Source organism: Microbacterium sp. F2 (assembly GCF_052274505.1).
Taxonomy (GTDB): domain Bacteria; phylum Actinomycetota; class Actinomycetes; order Actinomycetales; family Microbacteriaceae; genus Microbacterium.
On sequence record NZ_JBNVBV010000002.1, the window covers coordinates 106,657 to 124,146 of the forward strand.

General features: G+C 60.5%; 20 protein-coding genes. 16 read left to right on the plus strand and 4 right to left on the minus strand.

Going from position 1 to position 17,490, the window contains the following annotated elements; all coding sequences use genetic code 11:
* Positions 1 to 35: 35 nt before the first annotated feature.
* Both ACQVDU_RS05565 and ACQVDU_RS05570 read left to right on the plus strand, forming a co-directional pair.
* Complete coding sequence (locus ACQVDU_RS05565) at positions 36 to 686, plus strand: arsenate reductase/protein-tyrosine-phosphatase family protein (protein WP_443476471.1); 651 nt, start codon at positions 36 to 38, stop codon at positions 684 to 686.
* 1 nt (position 687) lies between these two features.
* The gene (locus tag ACQVDU_RS05570) at positions 688 to 1,095 is read left to right on the plus strand and encodes a type II toxin-antitoxin system VapC family toxin (RefSeq protein ID WP_443476472.1); all 408 of its coding nucleotides are present in this window, start codon (positions 688 to 690) and stop codon (positions 1,093 to 1,095) included.
* 39 nt (positions 1,096 to 1,134) lie between these two features.
* Here the strand turns inward: ACQVDU_RS05570 and ACQVDU_RS05575 are convergent, their stop codons facing one another.
* The 3 genes from ACQVDU_RS05575 to ACQVDU_RS05585 form a co-directional block, all read right to left on the minus strand.
* Positions 1,135 to 1,401 carry a hypothetical protein gene (locus ACQVDU_RS05575; protein ID WP_443476473.1) on the minus strand — a complete coding sequence of 89 codons (267 nt, stop codon included), beginning with the start codon at positions 1,399 to 1,401 and terminating at the stop codon, positions 1,135 to 1,137.
* Between the two features lie 149 nt (positions 1,402 to 1,550).
* Positions 1,551 to 1,988 (minus strand): type II toxin-antitoxin system VapC family toxin, encoded by a 438-nt coding sequence (locus ACQVDU_RS05580; RefSeq protein ID WP_443476474.1) that lies wholly within the window; start codon positions 1,986 to 1,988, stop codon positions 1,551 to 1,553.
* Complete coding sequence (locus tag ACQVDU_RS05585) at positions 1,985 to 2,227, minus strand: hypothetical protein (protein ID WP_443476475.1); 243 nt, start codon at positions 2,225 to 2,227, stop codon at positions 1,985 to 1,987. The genes ACQVDU_RS05580 and ACQVDU_RS05585 overlap by 4 nt, the downstream gene beginning before the upstream one ends.
* Before the next feature lie 71 nt (positions 2,228 to 2,298).
* Between ACQVDU_RS05585 and ACQVDU_RS05590 the strand changes: the two genes are divergently transcribed.
* The 7 genes from ACQVDU_RS05590 (at position 2,299) to ACQVDU_RS05620 (ending at position 9,181) form a co-directional block, all read left to right on the plus strand.
* Entirely contained in the window at positions 2,299 to 2,553 is a 255-nt protein-coding gene (locus tag ACQVDU_RS05590) for a type II toxin-antitoxin system VapB family antitoxin (RefSeq protein ID WP_443476476.1), read from the plus strand.
* On the plus strand, positions 2,550 to 2,948 hold the full coding sequence (locus ACQVDU_RS05595; RefSeq protein WP_443476477.1) for a type II toxin-antitoxin system VapC family toxin: 399 nt from the start codon (positions 2,550 to 2,552) through the stop codon (positions 2,946 to 2,948). Before ACQVDU_RS05590 ends, ACQVDU_RS05595 begins: the two co-directional genes overlap by 4 nt.
* Positions 2,949 to 3,107: 159 nt before the next feature.
* Positions 3,108 to 4,508, plus strand: coding sequence for a polysaccharide biosynthesis tyrosine autokinase (locus ACQVDU_RS05600; RefSeq protein ID WP_443476478.1), 1,401 nt, complete (start codon positions 3,108 to 3,110; stop codon positions 4,506 to 4,508).
* 93 nt (positions 4,509 to 4,601) lie between these two features.
* Positions 4,602 to 5,738, plus strand: coding sequence for a UDP-galactopyranose mutase (gene glf, locus ACQVDU_RS05605; protein WP_443476479.1), 1,137 nt, complete (start codon positions 4,602 to 4,604; stop codon positions 5,736 to 5,738).
* Positions 5,735 to 6,904 (plus strand): glycosyltransferase, encoded by a 1,170-nt coding sequence (locus tag ACQVDU_RS05610; protein ID WP_443476480.1) that lies wholly within the window; start codon positions 5,735 to 5,737, stop codon positions 6,902 to 6,904. Before glf ends, ACQVDU_RS05610 begins: the two co-directional genes overlap by 4 nt.
* A 209-nt stretch (positions 6,905 to 7,113) precedes the next feature.
* The gene (locus ACQVDU_RS05615; RefSeq protein WP_443476481.1) at positions 7,114 to 8,025 is read left to right on the plus strand and encodes a glycosyltransferase; all 912 of its coding nucleotides are present in this window, start codon (positions 7,114 to 7,116) and stop codon (positions 8,023 to 8,025) included.
* A 58-nt stretch (positions 8,026 to 8,083) separates the two neighbouring features.
* Positions 8,084 to 9,181 (plus strand): glycosyltransferase family 4 protein, encoded by a 1,098-nt coding sequence (locus tag ACQVDU_RS05620; RefSeq protein ID WP_443476751.1) that lies wholly within the window; start codon positions 8,084 to 8,086, stop codon positions 9,179 to 9,181.
* Here the strand turns inward: ACQVDU_RS05620 and ACQVDU_RS05625 are convergent.
* Entirely contained in the window at positions 9,142 to 9,432 is a 291-nt protein-coding gene (locus tag ACQVDU_RS05625; protein ID WP_443476761.1) for a hypothetical protein, read from the minus strand. The two genes, ACQVDU_RS05620 and ACQVDU_RS05625, sit on opposite strands and share 40 nt — an antisense overlap.
* 280 nt (positions 9,433 to 9,712) lie before the next feature.
* Here ACQVDU_RS05625 and ACQVDU_RS05630 point away from each other — a divergent pair, with 280 nt between their 5' ends.
* From ACQVDU_RS05630 to ACQVDU_RS05660, 7 genes are all read left to right on the plus strand, one after another.
* Positions 9,713 to 10,660: a hypothetical protein gene (locus ACQVDU_RS05630; protein WP_443476762.1), complete on the plus strand. Its 948-nt coding sequence runs from the start codon at positions 9,713 to 9,715 to the stop codon at positions 10,658 to 10,660.
* A gap of 86 nt (positions 10,661 to 10,746) precedes the next feature.
* Positions 10,747 to 11,772, plus strand: a complete 1,026-nt coding sequence (locus ACQVDU_RS05635; protein WP_443476482.1) for a glycosyltransferase — start codon at positions 10,747 to 10,749, stop codon at positions 11,770 to 11,772.
* Positions 11,769 to 12,668 (plus strand): glycosyltransferase family 2 protein, encoded by a 900-nt coding sequence (locus tag ACQVDU_RS05640; protein ID WP_443476483.1) that lies wholly within the window; start codon positions 11,769 to 11,771, stop codon positions 12,666 to 12,668. The genes ACQVDU_RS05635 and ACQVDU_RS05640 overlap by 4 nt, the downstream gene beginning before the upstream one ends.
* Positions 12,669 to 12,675: 7 nt before the next feature.
* Positions 12,676 to 13,794 (plus strand): glycosyltransferase family 4 protein, encoded by a 1,119-nt coding sequence (locus ACQVDU_RS05645; protein WP_443476484.1) that lies wholly within the window; start codon positions 12,676 to 12,678, stop codon positions 13,792 to 13,794.
* A gap of 134 nt (positions 13,795 to 13,928) precedes the next feature.
* Positions 13,929 to 15,005 carry a hypothetical protein gene (locus tag ACQVDU_RS05650; RefSeq protein WP_443476485.1) on the plus strand — a complete coding sequence of 359 codons (1,077 nt, stop codon included), beginning with the start codon at positions 13,929 to 13,931 and terminating at the stop codon, positions 15,003 to 15,005.
* Between the two features lie 545 nt (positions 15,006 to 15,550).
* On the plus strand, positions 15,551 to 16,054 hold the full coding sequence (locus ACQVDU_RS05655) for a glycosyltransferase (RefSeq protein ID WP_443476486.1): 504 nt from the start codon (positions 15,551 to 15,553) through the stop codon (positions 16,052 to 16,054).
* A 317-nt stretch (positions 16,055 to 16,371) separates the two neighbouring features.
* Entirely contained in the window at positions 16,372 to 17,385 is a 1,014-nt protein-coding gene (locus ACQVDU_RS05660; RefSeq protein WP_443476487.1) for an acyltransferase family protein, read from the plus strand.
* The last annotated feature ends 105 nt before the right edge of the window (positions 17,386 to 17,490 follow it).

Genomic DNA, 17,490 nt, shown 5'->3' on the forward strand with positions numbered 1-17,490 from the left:
GACCCTCCCGAAACGCCCCCAGGTACCCTCGATTCATGCCGATCGAGATCATCACCGTCTGCACCGGCAACATCGTCCGCTCCCCCCTATCGGAGCTGTACCTGCGTCTCCTCCTGGCCGATCTCCCGGTCGAGGTGGCGAGCGCCGGAACCCAGCCGCGTCCGGGTGAGGCGATGACCGAGCAGGCGTGCGAGATCGCGGCTGAGCTCGGCATCCCGGCGGCAGAGATCGAGGCCCATCAGGCCAAGCGCCTCACCGAGCCGGTGCTCGCAGGTCGCGACCTGGTGCTGGCGATGACCCGCGCGCACCGCAAGGCCGTCGTCGAACTCGATCCGTCGCTGCTGCGCAAGGCGTTCACGATCCTCGAGTTCGCTCGCCTGTCACGGCACGTGACCGATGCCGAGATCCACGAGGCCGCGACGGATGCCGGCGACGAACCGCGCGCGCGGTTCCAGGCTGCCCTCGCGCGCGTGCTCACCGTGCGCGGCACGGTCGACGCTCCGGGCGATCCAGCAGAGGACGACGTCCTTGATCCGGCCGGCCGCGGCTGGGACACCTACGAGACCTCGATGAGCCAGCTGCTGCCAGCCGTAGAAGAGGTAGCTCGGGTGATCCGCGCCGCCGTCACACCCAGCGATCCGTTGTCGGCGGACCTGGCGGCCATGCGCGACGAAGAGCGATTCTGAGATGGCGTGCGACCTCGACACCTCGGCGGTGGTCAAGCTCGTGGTCGCCGAGAACGAGTCGGCCGCATTGCTGAGTTGGCTTCAGGCGTCGGATCGCGAGCCCGTGACAAGTGACCTCCGCCGCACGGAACTGCTGCGCGCTGTGCGCCGCAACGCACCAGACCGCATGGTGCGTGCGCGGGAGGTGCTGGAGTCGCTGACGGTGCTTCAGCTGAGCACCGCGATCTTCGAGCGCGCCGCGACCCTCGAACCGGTTGCACTGCGGTCATCGGATGCCGTACATCTTGCATCCGCTCTCGAGCTCGGTGATGATCTTCGCGCGGTCATCACCTATGACGACAGGCAAGCCGATGCTGCTGCCGCTCTCGCGATCCGTATCGCGCAGCCCGGTCGCGAGTCTTCGAGATGACGGCACGTTGATCCGCTTGATAGGAGCGACGGGCGCCGATTACTCGTCGCTCGGAGCCTCGCGTGCGGGCGCCAGGCGCGGTGCGAGGCCCGCCGCGAGCGCGTAGACACGGTCGTCCAGCCGCGAAACACGGTCGTCCAACCGTGAGAGTCGGTCGTCGAGGCGGGACACCTCCGTCGCGAACTCGGTCTTCAGCTCGGTGCGGGTTCGTCGCGCAGACGCCGTCACCGTCGTCGCGAGCCCGACGATGCCAACCGCGAGCGCAGCGAGCACGGCAAGTGTGTCCATCCCCACGACGACCTCCATGTTCTCCAGTGTCCGCTGGATCAGCGCACATATCCAGAACCGTACGCACGCAAGAGCACTCGAGGTGTGCGATCTGCCCACGCGCGCAGGTCAGGTCGTTGCCGCGCCCTGGGGAGGAACGGCAGCAAATGTCGATCCTTACGGATGACTCAGCCGATGCCGAGCGCGGCGAGGAACCCAGCCGATGCCGGGTCGTAGTGCGTGAGTCCGCCGACGGTGGCGAAGGCGCGGTCGGCCGAAACCAACCCCTGCATGCCATCACGACGCATTGCGACCGACGCGAGTACGGCGTCGAAGGCCCCGACTGCATCGTGGGTGCGGTACAGGTCAAGTCCGGCAGCGAGGTCGGCCCCGTCGACCGTGATGAGTGGAGACAGCAGCGCCGCGAACCGGGAGGTGAGATCCGCGGCGTCGTCACGCCCGCGCCGCCGCGCGCGGACGTGAGTGAACTCCTGCAGCACCTCGACGGTGGTGGTCGCCGCAATCCGCCCGTCACCGATCGCCGAGACCAGTGCACGGCACGGTTCCCGCAACGGATGCTCGGACCCGACCGCATAGACGAGCACCGTCGTGTCAAGCAGGATCATGCGCGACCGCGAATGACGTCGAGTTCAGCGCGTAAGTCGTCGGGATCGGGAACGTCCATCGGTTCCGCAGCGAGGATGCCGGCAGCAATCGCGGCCTTCTGCTCGAGGCCCGAGGGGTAGGCGACATCGATCGCTCGACGGACGAGCGAGGCAACCGACACTCCACGGCGAGCGGCGACCCGCTCAAGCCGTTCGCGCTGCTCCGTCTCGATGAGCACCTGCAGGCGTTCGGTCTTCATGCTCATACTGTAGCATGCGCATCTTTCCGCCTAATCATCTCCCTTTCTTCCTCAAGAGGTAGAATCCCGCCATGGTCCTCAACATAAAAGACCCCGAGGCGGATCGCCTCGCGCGCGCTCTCGCTGACGCAACGGGCGAGAGCATCACGGTTGCCGCGCGACGGGCCTTCGCAGAGCGCCTTGACCGCGTCAAGGCGCAGGCCACGGCACCTGACGTGCAGGCCGACCTCGAGGCGATCATCTCCCGAGGGCGCGATCGGGCAACCCTGGATCCGCGGCCGGCCGACGAAATCCTCGGCTACGACGAGCACGGCCTGCCCCGATGACGATCGCACTCGACACGTCGGCGTTGCTGGCCATCGTCCTTGGCGAAGAGGATGCATCGCATTTCGCCCGGGTGATCGCCGAGAACGTCGGCGATCTGCGCGTGAGCGCTGCCACCCTCGTGGAAGCGATGATCGTGGCCGAAGCGCGCCAGGGGCCAGCAGCTACCCAGGATCTCGAAGCCCTCATCTCTCGCGCTCGCGTCACAGTCGCACCCTTCGACACTGCTCAGGCATCGATCGCAACGGCAGCGTGGCGGCGCTTCGGCAAGGGTCGCCACGCCGCATCACTGAACATGGGCGACTGCTACTCGTACGCGCTCGCACGCAGCCTGGGCGCACCGCTGCTGTTCAAGGGCGACGACTTCGCGCAGACCGACATCCCGTCTGCCCTCTGACTCTCATCCCGCTCGTTGAGCGAGCTGCCTCATCCGGTCGTTGAGCGAACGAAGCGAGACGAAACGCACCCTCGCCGCCCCAACCGGATACCAACCGGATACCAGCGCGAAATACCGGGTGTGTGAGGATAGTTCGAGGATCCCCAACCGAGAGGCACCATGGAGCTCCGCGACTACCTGCACATCCTGCGCAAGAACTGGCTCATCATCCTTGCGCTGACGCTCGTCGGTGTCGGTGCCGCCGCCGCGTATTCCCTGACGCGCACGCCGCTGTACGAATCCCAAAGCTCGGTGTTCGTTTCGACGCAGACAGGGTCGGGAACAATCCAGGACCTGAACCAGGGCGCCAACTTCTCCCTCGACCGGGTTCCGTCGTACGTGTTGGTCGCGACCACCCCCGTCGTCCTCAACCCAGTGATCGACGAGCTCGGTCTCGACACGACCGCGAGACAGCTCGCGGGCCAGATCTCCGTGTCGTCGCCGCTCAACTCCGCGATCATCAACGTGTCAGTGCAGGATGCCGACCCGCAGCTAGCAGCGGATATCGCGAATGCCACCGCGGCGAGCCTGTCCGATGCCGTGGAAGAGATCGAGACGACGGCAAGCGTCAGCGCGAGCCCCGTGCGTCTGTCGGTGATCCGCCCGGCTCTTCCCACCACCGTGCCGGTGAGCCCGAACGTGCCGCTGAACCTGGCACTCGGTGGCCTCATCGGCCTGGCACTGGGCATCGCCTTCGCCATCCTGCGCACCGTGCTCGACACCAAGGTGCGCACGCCGCGCGATGTCGCGCAGCTGACCGACCGCCCGATGATCGGTGTCATTCCGTTCGACCCGAAGGCAGCGGAGCGCCCGATCATCCTCGAGGCCGACCCGACGAACCAGCGCGCTGAGTCGTTCCGCGCCCTGCGCACGAACCTGCAGTTCATCGAGATGGACGGCGGCACGAGCTTCGTCATCACCTCGAGCATTCCCAGCGAGGGCAAGTCGACGACGGCGGTCAACCTGGCGATCGCGCTCGCGGATGCCGGCAAGCGTGTGGCCCTTATCGACACCGACTTGCGCAAGCCGAAGGTCGCCGACTACCTCGGCATCGAGGGTGCAGTCGGACTCACGGATGTCTTGATCGGGCGCGCCAAGGTCACCGACGTGATGCTCCCCTGGGGCCGCCGTCCTCTATATGTGCTTCCCGCGGGCAAGGTCCCGCCGAACCCGTCCGAACTCCTCGGATCGTCGCAGATGAAGGCGCTCCTCGACGACTTCGTCAACACCTTCGATGTCGTGATCTGCGACGCCCCGCCGCTTCTTCCGGTCACGGATGCCGCGGTTCTGTCGCGCCTCACTGCGGGCGCGATCGTCGTCACCGCTGCTGGCCGCACCAACACACACCAGCTGGGCGGTGCGCTCGATGCTCTGGAAACAGTCGGATCGAAGGTCGCGGGACTCGTGATGACGATGGCGCCCACCAAGGGACCCGATGCCTACATGTACGGCTACGGATACGGGTATGGCTATGGGTACGGATACGGGTATGGGCACTCCGACAAGAAGAAGTCCCGCTAGAACCGGGCGATTAACGCTGCCGTAACCCAGCGCACCTAGATTAGTTCGAGCACGACGGCGTGAACATGTGTGCCGAACCGCTTGGAGATGAAGATGGACCTGCTCGTCGTAGGCTCGGGGTTCTTTGGTCTCACGATCGCGGAGCGGGCCGCAGCTGCGGGACGCGAAGTGACGGTAATCGATCGTCGTTCCCATATCGGCGGGAACGCTTTCAGCGAGGCGGAGCCGTCCACAGGGATCGAGGTGCATCGGTATGGTGCGCACCTATTCCACACCTCTAACGCGACCGTGTGGGAGTACGTGAACCGCTTCACCGCGTTCACGTCATACGTGCACCGCGTGTACACGAATCACAACGGAGTCGTGTACCCGCTGCCGATCAATCTCGGCACGATCAATCAATTCTTCGGCGCCGCGTACTCACCTGGAGAAGCACGGGCCCTGATCACCGCACAGACAGGCGAATTCGACGTCAAGATCGCTCGCAACCTCGAAGAGCGCGCGATCGGCCTGATCGGCCGGCCACTGTACGAGGCATTCATTCGCGACTACACCGCCAAGCAGTGGCAGACAGACCCGACCGAGCTCCCAGCCGAGGTCATCAGTCGTTTACCCGTACGGTACACCTACGACAACCGGTACTTCAACGACACATGGGAGGGGCTACCCGTCGACGGCTACACTGCGTGGCTTGAGAGGATGGCTGATCATCCGAACATCGAGGTGAAGCTCGACACCGATTTCTTCGACGCGTCCCAGCCCTTGAACAAAGCAGCCACCGTCGGACAGGTTCCGATCGTCTATACCGGCCCGGTCGACCGCTACTTCGACTACTCAGCGGGGGAGCTTTCGTGGCGCACGCTGGATTTCGAGGAACAGATTCTTGAAGTTCAGGACTTCCAGGGCACAGCCGTTATGAATTACGCCGATGCAGACGTCCCATTTACCCGCATCCACGAGTTCAAGCACTTCCACCCTGAACGGGCGGACCGCTATCCAACCGACCGCACCGTCATCATGCGAGAGTTCTCACGGTTCGCGACCCGCGCCGACGAGCCCTACTATCCGGTAAATACGCCCGAGGACCGGGCAGGTCTATTGACGTACCGCGACCTCCAGAAGGGCGAAGCGGGCGTGCACTTCGGTGGGCGCCTGGGAACCTATCAGTATCTCGACATGCATATGGCGATCGGGTCCGCCCTGACGATGTGGAACAACGAGTGCCAATGACCGAAGACAACCGGCTAGGCTCCGAGTCGCCCGTCCGTAGCGCTCAACTTCCACCGGCGATTATTACGCACGACTGGATTGAACGCTACGGCGGCGCGGAGAAGGTCCTCGATTCGATATCTCGCGTGCTGCCGTCGGCGCCGATTTACACACTGTGGTCGCAAGCCAGCGATCGATATCCACGTGACCGAGTCGTCGAGTCCGTCATAGCAGGATCGCCACTTCGTGGGCACAAGGCGCAGGCGCTACCGCTCATGCCGACCGTCTGGTCGCGGATGAAAGTCGACCCGCGTTTCGCGGACCCGCATTTCGTGCTATCGAGCACTCATCTTTTTGCTCATCACGGGTTCGCTTCATCGCTCCCCCACGTACCGCGGCTTGCGTACGTCCACACCCCGGCTCGCTACCTATGGAATCCGGAGTTGGACCCCAGAGGGAGTGGCTTACCCGCAAAGCTCGTTGGGATGCCGTTTCGTCAAGTCGATCGCAAGAGAGCCCAGGGCATCGCCGCCCTCGCAGCGAACAGCAAGTACGTCTCCGAGCGCATCCGGCGCTCTTGGGGGCGTGAGTCGGAGGTCATCTTTCCTCCTGTTGACACTGACGGCGTGCGCGCAGCGCTAAGAAACCCCCTGAACTTTGAAGAGGAGGAAGTCCGGCGGCGGTTGCCACCGAACTTCATACTTGGCGCGTCGAGGTTCGTGAGATATAAGGCACTAGATGAGGTCATTCGCTTCGGCAAGGCTGTCAAGTTGCCGGTCGTACTTGCGGGCGACGGCCCTGACCTGGAACGCCTTGAAACGTACGCTGCCGATCAAGGTGTAACGATGACGCACGTTCGGCATCCTAGCGACCGGCTTCTCTACGAGCTCTACAGGAGCGCAGAGGCGTATGTTTTCCCGGCAATTGAAGATTTCGGAATCATGCCTGTAGAAGCTATGGCCGCAGGTGCCCGGGTAGTGGTAGCGGACTCGGGCGGCGCCGCGGAATCAGTAGTGCATGAGGTATCTGGCATCCACACGAGCGTGTTTTCAGGAAGCGACGCAGTAGACGCATTGGCTCGAGTAAGTCGGATACGCACAGAGAATGCCGTGTCTCGAGCCGACACCTTCTCGACTACTCGATTCGAAGCGGAGGTGACGGATTGGATACTGCGCACCGTCCACTAGTCGTGCTCTCAACCGCAGACTTCGCAGCTCCAGTTTGGACGAACAAACAGCACATCTCAGTGCGGCTCGCCGATGAACGCGAGGTGTTGTATGTTGAATCGCTCGGGCTTCGACGCCCGACGGCTTCTGGTGCGGACTTGGCGCGAGTTTGGCGACGACTCGTTGGATCAAGAGCTTCCCCTGGCGGCTATCGAGCGATACCTTCGCGCATGACTGTAATCTCCCCCAAGATCGTCCCATTTCACCGAAACCGTTTGTTCCGCGCGCTTAACCGAAGCCTTCTAAACCGAGCATTACAGCGCGCCCTTAAGGGCCGCGAATACGACCTCTGGTCATTTTCGCCTCTGACTTACGGGATTGAAGACTCAGCAAAAATCGTCGTCTATCATTCAGTCGATCTTCTTCATCGCGTAGCCGGTGTCGACACTGAATTGATTCTGGCGGCAGAGAGAGAGCTCGTCGCGTCGGCAACTCACGTTATTGCCAGCAGTTACGGGGTGTACGAGCACTTACGGCGAGTAGACAATCGCGATGTTCTTCTATGGGAAAATGTGGCCGATATCAGCAAATACATCGCTCATAGATCAGACGTACGCGAGCGAGTCTGTCTCTTCGCCGGCAATCTCACCCCCGAGAAGGTTGACTTTCAATCTTTAATAGACGTTTCTCGCGCGGGTATCCGCGTGAAAATTGCGGGCCCCATTGGCATCGATGGCTCCCGCGGCCGGTCTGAAGTCGATCGGTTGCTCCAGGAGAAGAACGTCGAATACCTCGGGGTTCTCTCGCAGGATGAACTTGCGACTGTTGCCGGAACGGCGCTTGTGGGACTAATACCGTATAGACTGAATTCGTATACAGACGGCGTATTTCCCATGAAAGTCTATGAGTACATCGCAGCGGGACTTCGCGTGGTTGCGACACCTCTCCCGAGCCTGGCATCAGGCGATGTTCCGGCGCTCAGAATCATCGACGATCTTGGTTTTGTGCAGGCAGTGAGCGAGGAGATCGCGAAGGCGGAAACCGCGCCTCCATCAACGCAAGGCATGAACCTACACAAGCATTCTTGGGAGTACAGAATTCACCAGTGTCAAGAGCTCCTCGATTGGTCGAGCGATGAATAGTCGCCGCAGGATCCTTCTCGTGAGTCGGTCCACCGAATCGCACGCCGAGCGGGGCGGGATGGAGGCATCGCTAACCGCACTGTCGGCGCATTTGGTTTCGATCGGGTACAAGCTCGCGCTAGTGACGACGAGCGGCGGCGACCCCGCAAGGCTCGACATCTTTGAAGAGGTCTGGGAGCTTCCGGGCGGGCGAGAGGGTCGATACTCATTCAGCTGGTGGGTTCGCACCGCAAGCAAGGGGCCTTGGGTCGACTGGGATCCGCATCTAGTAGTGAGCATCAGCGTAGCTGGCGCAGGAGTGGCACGGAGGCTCCGTGGTCGCGCGCCTAGCGCTGCTCAATCCCATGGCGCTGCTCTCGAGGAGGTCCGCAGCTCCCTACGGACAGCAACACTGCGCGAACTGTCCAAGATTCCCCTCAACGCGGTTCGCATACTGCGCGATCGAGTAGCGTATCGCCAGTTCGACCGAGTATGGGCCGTAGGAGACGGAGTTGCTTCTCAGCTCACCCATCCGGCGATCTCTGTACCTGCTTCGAAGCTCAAAGTTGTTCACAACGGTGTCGAACCGAGCGCCTTCAGCTTTTCACATGGCGAACGCGTGAAGGCCCGCAACGCGGCTCAGATCGCGCCCACAGCGACGGTAGTTGTTACCACGTCGCGGCTACACCGGCAAAAGGGAGTGGCGCTCCTCCTCGAAGCACTGAGACAGCCGGCCTGCATCTCAATGCACGCCCTAATAGTTGGGACCGGACCCGACGAGTCTCGGCTGAGGACACTTGCCGCCGACCGGACGCTCGCGGGACGGGTCCATTTCGTGGGCGCAGTTCCACGGGATGATCTGGGGAACCTTCTAAGCGCAGCAGACGTATTCGCGCTTCCTTCCCTGAGGTCAGAAGGGGCGCCTCTCAGCATTCTAGAAGCAGCATCAGCGGGACTACGGATTGTGTGTACCGCCGGAACGCCGATCCCTGAAGCCCTCGGAGGGGTGGTGCACTTCGCTAGCGCAACACCCGCAGCCCTGGCGACCGCGTTGGCGAGTGTAGCAGCGAGAGCGCAAGATGAAGGCCGATTCTCTCGTCTGCCTAAGGAGCTGACTCAAGAGAAGAGTCTCGCCGACTATTCGCTAGATGTCGCCGCATTGATTACGAGCGAGTAGCCCATGCGCGCGGAAACGATACGAACCAGGAGCTCCAGAACGCTGGAGGGAAGGTGGGCGAACATATCGCCCATCACCGCGACCTCACTTGCGGTGTTATTTTCTGCCCTACTGATCCTTGGCGCATCGTCGAGCGCCATAATCCAGCCCAATGCAGATTTGGTGACTGCATGGTCAATATTCACTATATATTGCGTTGCCGTCGTCAGCTGGAGTTTAGCCGACGCGGTCAAGAACTGGTCAAACGGCAAACCACCAAGCTACCAGGCGACGCTTATTATGAGCGCGCTCGGTGTCGTGGCAGTTGCACTGCCGGCGGCTTCGTTGATTTGGCGAACACGCACAGCTACTGTCGAGCGACTTCTCGGATCTCTTATCGCAACTCCCGCGGTACTGATATCAAGCATGACTCTGTTCGGCTCATGCTTGATTGCACTACAGTTTGGCGAATACTTGGCACGCCGGCCGCAGGTACGACAGCATCAACCTCTCTTTAATTCAAGGGAATGGCGGGACGCTTACTTTGTGCTCATGGCGATAGGTATCGCCGTCACGTTACCGGGCATGTTCACGAGGAACATCGACGTCGAGTTTGTAACACGAGGCAATGATTCGGGCGATGGCCTAGCAGTCTTAGCGTGGTGGTGCCTTCCGGTTGCGGTGTCGGTTGGTGTAGTTTTCCGACATTGGGGCTCCAAGTCCCTCGCGTTCATATCCATTGCCGCCGCGCTTCTCTTGGTCGTCTCCGGGGTTCGAAGCCCGCTTCTACTCATCGCAATTGCGTTCATCCCACGAGGCGTAAAGGCGCTGGGGCGATCACGGAGTCCTGCACTAAGCTTGCTGGCGATATCGCTTTCGCTCTATCTTCTCCTCGGGGTTGCAGGCGGTATTTCCCGCTGGCGCGGGAGCATCAGAGCCGGGCTCCCCGAAAGCCTTATCGACTCAACTTTACTCAGTCTCAGCAATCCGTACGTCGCCTTGACGAGTTCAGGAATAGAGTCTCTTGACGGATTGATGTTCGTACAGGTACTCGATGCCGCGCCATTTCATCCATCGATCTTGGACCCACTCAAGGCTTTTCTAACTTTGATTCCACGCCAGATCTATCCGGGGAAGCCTGATTTTCTAAGCAACGAGATCAGCAGTGCCCTGCTCAATTTCGGCACTGCTGGCATGTTTCTTTCCGGCCCCGGATATGCGCTTGTTATCTCCGGAAGCCTTTTGGGAGCAATCCTTCTGTTCATGGTTGGCGGATTCACTTTCCGCGCTGTCTTCTCGCCACGATTCGGTGGAGTTGTTGGGACAATCGCCACATACACTCTTCTCCGCTTCATTATGGGCGGCGACGCCTTTGATTTCTATCAAGGTATGACGCTTCTCTTGATTGTCACGGTTGGACTCTTCGTGGGCAGATTCCTCCGACTAGTAAATTCCGGCCTGTCAAGGCAGACCACCCGCATAGCCAGGAGGTCAGGATGACTCGAGTACTATTGGTTAGTGACAAGATTGCTCCCGGAGGCGGCCCTCCTGGATATGTATATAACCTTCTGAGTGGTCTCCAAGACGTGACGGACGACGACACACACTTCCACGCATGGGGAAAGAGACAAACCCTCAGAAACAACGCCTCTATCTCAGAGGCTGTACCCAAGTATCGGCGCTTTTCTGAGTTCGCGATAAAGGTTCAGCGCGCCATACTGGGCGTGGAGTTTTCGCTCCTTTGGCACATACTGAGAAGTGACGTCGTCGTCTTCCACGGCTTTCAGCGCAACCGTCGCATGCGCGTGGCGAGAAGGTTACGCCGGACCTCAATTTACATGCCACACAGTCCTTCGGTTGCTGCAGATGAGTATCTGATGCTGCAAAGGTTGAGCGGGAACACCATTGATGCGTCCATGGTGGACAAGTTGCGCGAGGGAGAAAGACTGCTGTTCGCGATGAGCGACTGGGTGGTATTTCCTTGTGTCGAGGCTTCGAGCGAGTACATTGCCTCATTCGGCAACGAGCTAGCTCAGAAGCGTGTTAGTTACATCGCGTCCGGTGTCGATGGCCTATCATCTATGGGTCATAGCAATACGCAGCATTCACCGGAACCGGTTGTACTGTTCGTCGGACGCTACGTCACACACAAGGGCTACGATCTTTATTTGTCCGCGGCGAGGGAAATTTCGAACGAGGGAGTGTCGGCGCGTTTCGAGTCGCTGGGCGTCGGACCGATCGAGGCGTCTGACAACTGCGTGGTGGATCTTGGATGGTCTGAGAACCCGGGGGAGCACATTCAACGCGCCTCGGTGGTCGTGGTTCCTAATCGAATTGCGTACTTCGACTTGCTCCCGCTGGAAGTTGCTTCACTCGGCAAGCCACTCGTTCTGACCGCCGTCGGGGGGAATATCGCCCAGGCAAAGGCACTACCCCACAGCGTCATGGTCGATACCGACAGTCTATCCGAAGGGATAATTGAGGCGCTCAACAGAATTCGGGCAGATCCAAGGTGGGGGTGGGCCAACCGTGATGTGTTCGATGCTGAGTTCACATCCGTAGAAATGGCTCGCCGATGGCTATCGTTCATTCGCCGGGTGCGTGAGACATGACGGTACCTGCAAGCAGCTTTGACGTCTCTGTAGTTATCCCTTGCTTGAACGGGGGCACCCTGCTTGCTCAGCAGATCGCAGCCGTCGATCGCCAGGAGACAACGGCATCGTTTGAGATCGTTGTCGCCGACAACGGGTCATCGGACGGTTCAACGATCGCGGTTCGATCACAAGCATGGCAGCATCCGCTCCGGATAGTGGACGCCTCTGCTCAGCGAGGCATTAACTACGCACGAAACGCGGGCGTATCCGGCTCCTCCGGAAGACTGATCCTCCTCTGCGACCACGACGATACGGTCGCTGAAGGCTGGGTCGCTGCATACTGGGAGGCATATCAAGAGGGAGCAGAGATTGCTGGTGGCCTGCAGATGAAGTCACTCGCCACCGATGCAGGACGAAGCATCGAAGATGGTAGCTTCGGTCTCAACGACTCGCTTGGCTTCTTGCCTTGGCCCACTGGCGCGAATTGTGCGCTCGCGCGTTCAGTATTCGAGCTCTTGGGTGGTTTCAATACCAATTACCGCGGCGGTGGAGATGAGACGGAGTTCTTTTGGCGGGCACAACTGTCCGGGATCCCGCTCAAGTTTGTGGAGTCTGCGGTAGTTCACTATCGGCAGCGTGACACCATCGGCGGTCTTTGGGTGCAGAAGAAGGCATTCGGCCGCTCCCATGTCCGACTTGCAGCCGCTTTTCGGGAGCAGGGGTGTCCATCCCCTGGATTCGCACGTTCCTTTGCACGAGTTATTTTCGCGAGTATTCGGCTGGTAGCGGCCGCGCTCACCGCTCGGTCGACACGAGAACCTGTTGGAGCACTAGCACAGAATGTCGGCGTTCTTCAGGAGTTGCTCGTAAACGTGTTTGCCGCTCCGCTGCGGAGCGGATGGCGGAGGTCCTGAGTCACCCATGTCTTATCCGAAATCTCATACTTCGCATTGGCACGTCGTCGCACCTGACGAGGAGGTTAGTTCTCGGAACGGCTCCGCCGTACTCCATGTGGCGTCGCACTTACTGCGCTGCCACCTCTCAGCCTCAGGAACCGGATTTGTCGTCTCAGGCGTCGATAGAGATTTCGGCCTAGTGCCGACGCTGCAGATACTCCGACGCCCCTCTCGCCGCAACGCAGATACATTCCTCTCGATTGGCCTGTCAGCTGCGGGCTTGGGCAAGTTGAATTACCGAAGGGTGGCCCTACCCACTGACGCAGAAACCGACTCCACGGCGATCGTCCTACACAATCTTCCCTGGCTTGTGGAGTCGTTCGCCAAGGCACATCCCTCGGCCCGCGTGTATTTGTATTTGCATAACAGTGTCGCTCGGCGGTCGCCGAGGTGGCTCATCCGTCGTGCCCTCAGAAGCGCCAGGGGCGTTTTCTTTGTTTCCGACTTCTTACGCCGCGAGTTCGTCGAGCGTTTTGGCGAAGTGAAAGGCGTGACTTACGATACGATTCATCACGGCGTTGACGTCGGCGCCTATTTCTTAGCGGATGAGCCCCCAGAAGTCGATGTTGTATATGTGGGCCGCCTCATCCCCGAAAAGGGCGTACATGACCTCGTCTCCGCGGTTCAGTCTGTGGACGCAATTGCGGCGGTCCGAATCGTCGGGGGCTCTACCTTTTACCGAGGTGATCCGCTATCCGACTACGAGAGTTCTCTTCGAGACATGGCGTCAGCAGCTCCCGCAACTATTGAGTTCACCGGTCCAGTACGGCCGCACGAAGTCCCGGCTTTGATGCGCAGCGCGCGGGTGATTGCTGTTCCCTCGCGCTGGGCCGAGCCTGCTGGCCTTGTCGTCCTTCAGGCGCTTGCCACAGGAAGACGCGTTGTCGCCTCTCGCACCGGGGGTATTCCAGAGCTCGGCGGTGATTTGGTCGAGTACTTCGCTCCGGGCGACGTTGATGGCCTAGCTAAGCGTCTGCGAGAAGCCTTGGCGAGGGATCCTCTAGAGGACGCGTCTCATCAGGTACGCAACTTGCGAAGCTGGGACCAGGCGTACAGGGATCTGCTGAAGTGCCTCGCCGTATAAACATCTCGTCGCTACGGAGCATCGCAGCGTACGCGCTCGCTCCGGCTATAGGAATCGTTACTGCGCCCCTACTGGCTCGAAGTCTCGGCGTGGAAGGTCGCGGCGAACTTGCTGCGATAACGCAGCCTCTCTCTGTGATGGACGCGGTGGCCGCTCTTGGGGTGCCCATGGCAGTCGCCTACTTCACTGCCTCAGGCGCAACTAAGGGCACGATCAGGCGCTTCGCCTACATCGGGGTCAGTGTATTTGCGCCGCTCGCCTATATCGGCCTCGTTTTCTATTCAACGCCAGTTTCCGACGGCCTCTCGATTGGCCGCATTGCACTGTCCGCTGTCTGGATCGCGATCATTCCGGGCGCCCTTATTGCAGTTAGACGAGCCGAGTGGAACGGAAATCGTGTTTGGAAAATGCTTGATCTCGAGAGAGTTCTCGGCCCCTTGTTTAGACTGCTGGCGATCGTTGCACTCTGGTGGCTGGGATCGACATCAGCAGTTGCGTTCGCAGCATTACCTCTCATCGCCGGGATGCTGGCGAGCTCGATCTTGTTCTTCCCGATTCGGGCAGCCAGCGTCAACCGCACGCGCCCATTGCGCGCTTCAGAGTTCTACCGATACGCACTGATATCGGCTGGTGCCGGCATCGCCGCCTCATCTGGCGCTCGCTTAAACCAAGCAATTATGCCATCCGTTTCCACATCGACTGAGTTGGGGCTCTACGCAGTGTCTACCACTATTGCGGAGGTTCCGTTGATAATCGGCCTTGTTGCGGCGAGAAACCTTCTGCCAGCAGCGGCGAATCCGGACACAAGGCGCCACATCCGTGCCAACGTATTCGAGTTCAGCGGGCTCGGCCTTTTGGGGTCCCTGCTGCTCGCACTCATTGTTCCATGGGTCACGCCGCTTGTTTTCGGGTCCGCCTTTTCAGCCTCCGCGCCGACGACCATTGTTCTGCTCGCGGGTACCGTGTTTTCGGTCTTTATACTCGCTAGCTCCGCCGTCATCGCGGGCCTCGGGAGCCCCGGACTAAGTGGGGTGCCTCAGTTCATCATTGCAGGCCTGACTCTAGTCACGATGCTGACGCTCCCCCATCCGCTCACCGCTATCGAGGTTGCGGTAATATCCACCGCTTCCCAGGCTGTTGCTTCCATCATCTCTGCGTTCTTGCTGATTCGAAAGTTGAGGCAAGCGCCCGACCCGGGGAGTTCGATATGACACCCAGCAGCACGCGATCGCTGCATATAGTTGAACCCGGTGGCCGCGGCGGCGTATACCAGCACGTTCTCGGCTGCCTGCAGAACGGCGTATACAGAGACTACTCACACACGGTAATTCACACGGCGCGTGACGCCGAGACGGCACCGCACTTCGATCATGTCGTGTATTGCTACTGTATGCGCTACCGACGCGTCGGTTCTGCCCGGCAGCGAACGTTCGCTAATCTCCTGTGGTCAATATTTCGACTGCTACCCCACCTTGCACGCCTGAGCTGGTCACGAAGCGCGGATTGGGAAGTCCAGGGGCTCTTCGGGGGTGGGCTCTTCGCAGCAATAGTCAGTTTGGCGCGTTTCGGCGGTAATCGTGTGACTTTCGTCCCGCACAATACGTTTTCCAGGGAAGGCAGAGCAGGGGAGTCTCGTTTACTCAACCTCGCGATGCTTATCGCAAATATCTGTGTGTTTTTTGTCGACGCGGAGCTACCGCGTTTCGCGCGAGCAAGGTCTGTTGTTAAGCGCCAACTTTGGCAATATGTGCCCCCAATGAACCAGGCGCTCAGGCAACACTGGATTTCAGTCTGCAGCCCCCACGGCGAGGAAGTCGTTGCCATGATTGGGCAACTGCGTCTAGACAAGAACCCCTTGCTCCTTCTCAGATCTGCTGCAGCTATCTCGCCTCGGGTCTCACTCGTCTACGCAGGCGAAGACAAAGGTGCCGCGAAGGCAGTCTATGAAAGCGCAGACGCGAATTCTCAGTCCGTGGTTCTGATCGACAGTTACCTACCGCTCGAGAGTTTGGTCTCCCTAGTCTCCATCTGCGATGTCGTGGTATGTCCGTACGAGATCGCGAGCCAGAGCGGCGTGCTCGCGCTCGCGGGGCAGCTTGGGGTTCCAACCGTCGCCTCGCGCGTAGGAGGCCTGGCAGAGCAGGCGTCTCATACCTTCGACCACCATGCCCCAAATGCCGACGAACTGCTTTCTGGTGCCATAGTGGCTGCCCTTAGGGCACGCCGGCGAGCCGGAAACGACGACGCAACGACCGGCTGAACGCGACGTACTGAACACAGCGGAGCGACTCTGGCGTGAACGGTGCTCTCAAGGCTGATTACGAGTGTCGACCAAGACAGCTACCATCCTCTACTCTCGCAGAAGTTGGTGCGTGGGGTCCCGCGTGCGATCCTCACGCGGGACTGACGTGACCCACTCCGCGGGCACTGCGCGCACCGGGTCAGAATGGCTGTGGTCACTCAACACACGACAAGACGCTCGTCAGAGCGCTTCGGCTCGGTCCAGGACCTCTGGCGCGTATGGTGCGCGCCTAGTCATGGCAATTGATGACACATCGCAACGCTACGATCGTGGCCATGAAGGAGCGTTCAGCCGCGATCGACGCCGTCCGCGTGATCGGCATGCTCGCGGTCATTGCTGGACACATCTGGATTACCCAGGAGTCACGGCAGTGGATTTATACATGGCAACTCCCGCTGTTCTTCATCCTCACGGGCTATCTGTGGAGTGGGACGAGAAGCTTCAGGAGTGAGATCGCGGTGCGCGCGCGCACACTGCTGCTCCCGTACGTCTCATGGTTCGCAATCATCGCCGTCATCGCTTGGTCGACACGGGCGCTGCAAGATGAACTCACGTTCGGCCAGGCATTGCGGCAGGTCTGGGGCGGGGCCTACCTCACGACCCCGTTCTGGGCATTCTGGTTCGCCCCTGCGTTGTTCGTCGCCGTGGCGGCATATTACTGGGTCGCGCGCCTCCACCTCGGATGGCAATGGCTGCTGGCAATCGGGCTGCTCGCAATCGCCGCCTACTCGCCGGGACGTCCCATGCAGTATCTCCCGCTCAGCATCGGGCAGGGTCTCGCGGTCGTGGTTTTCATCGTCGCTGGACGGAGCATTCGACTCGCCACCGACAGGCGCCGGCATGCATGGATCATTGGCGCGTCAATGATGACGCTTGGGGTCGTGCTGGTGATTTCATTCCCGACGAGCTACGTCGACGTGAAGTCGCTTCACTTTGGTGTGCCGATCGTCGGCGTCCTAACCTCTATCCTCGTCGGGGGGGGCTTGACGCTGCTCGCGAACACACTATTTGGCTGGATGCGCGGGCGGACCGCATCTATCGCTGTCTGGCTTTCGATGGCCTCGCTGGTCGTGATGTTCGTGCACGTTCCGATCGCAGACGCTTTCGGATGGCTGGCTTCTGGATCGATGCCCGGGTTCGTCGTAGTCGCGGTCCTGTCGTGGGCAATCGGCCTCGTCTTGATCGCGTTACCGCGCACGGCGGTCCTCACCGGGGTTCGAGGGGCACCCCCGTCCTTGCGTCCGCCGGAGCGTGAAGATCGTGCGGTGGACGGACACGGTGGAGCCTGATCGAGCTTCCGTTCATGAGAGTAATCGCGACTCAGGCGCGATACCGAGCTTTGAAGGGAAAGGTAGCTATCGCCAAGACGTCGAGGGCTGACGTCGCAGCTGCGC

Excerpts from the sequence above, each read along its gene's own strand:
- ACQVDU_RS05655 (WP_443476486.1), top strand. The coding sequence starts at position 15,551 with ATGAACCAGGCGCTCAGGCAACACTGGATTTCAGTCTGCAGCCCCCAC.
- ACQVDU_RS05645 (WP_443476484.1), top strand. The coding sequence starts at position 12,676 with ATGTCTTATCCGAAATCTCATACTTCGCATTGGCACGTCGTCGCACCT.
- ACQVDU_RS05620 (WP_443476751.1), top strand. The coding sequence starts at position 8,084 with ATGGAGGCATCGCTAACCGCACTGTCGGCGCATTTGGTTTCGATCGGG.
- ACQVDU_RS05590 (WP_443476476.1), top strand. The coding sequence starts at position 2,299 with ATGGTCCTCAACATAAAAGACCCCGAGGCGGATCGCCTCGCGCGCGCT.
- ACQVDU_RS05660 (WP_443476487.1), top strand. The coding sequence starts at position 16,372 with ATGAAGGAGCGTTCAGCCGCGATCGACGCCGTCCGCGTGATCGGCATG.
- ACQVDU_RS05570 (WP_443476472.1), top strand. The coding sequence starts at position 688 with ATGGCGTGCGACCTCGACACCTCGGCGGTGGTCAAGCTCGTGGTCGCC.
- ACQVDU_RS05610 (WP_443476480.1), top strand. The coding sequence starts at position 5,735 with ATGACCGAAGACAACCGGCTAGGCTCCGAGTCGCCCGTCCGTAGCGCT.
- ACQVDU_RS05615 (WP_443476481.1), top strand. The coding sequence starts at position 7,114 with ATGACTGTAATCTCCCCCAAGATCGTCCCATTTCACCGAAACCGTTTG.
- ACQVDU_RS05595 (WP_443476477.1), top strand. The coding sequence starts at position 2,550 with ATGACGATCGCACTCGACACGTCGGCGTTGCTGGCCATCGTCCTTGGC.
- ACQVDU_RS05565 (WP_443476471.1), top strand. The coding sequence starts at position 36 with ATGCCGATCGAGATCATCACCGTCTGCACCGGCAACATCGTCCGCTCC.
- ACQVDU_RS05600 (WP_443476478.1), top strand. The coding sequence starts at position 3,108 with ATGGAGCTCCGCGACTACCTGCACATCCTGCGCAAGAACTGGCTCATC.
- ACQVDU_RS05585 (WP_443476475.1), bottom strand. The coding sequence starts at position 2,227 with ATGAAGACCGAACGCCTGCAGGTGCTCATCGAGACGGAGCAGCGCGAA.
- glf (WP_443476479.1), top strand. The coding sequence starts at position 4,602 with ATGGACCTGCTCGTCGTAGGCTCGGGGTTCTTTGGTCTCACGATCGCG.
- ACQVDU_RS05640 (WP_443476483.1), top strand. The coding sequence starts at position 11,769 with ATGACGGTACCTGCAAGCAGCTTTGACGTCTCTGTAGTTATCCCTTGC.
- ACQVDU_RS05580 (WP_443476474.1), bottom strand. The coding sequence starts at position 1,988 with ATGATCCTGCTTGACACGACGGTGCTCGTCTATGCGGTCGGGTCCGAG.
- ACQVDU_RS05575 (WP_443476473.1), bottom strand. The coding sequence starts at position 1,401 with ATGGAGGTCGTCGTGGGGATGGACACACTTGCCGTGCTCGCTGCGCTC.
- ACQVDU_RS05630 (WP_443476762.1), top strand. The coding sequence starts at position 9,713 with ATGGCGATAGGTATCGCCGTCACGTTACCGGGCATGTTCACGAGGAAC.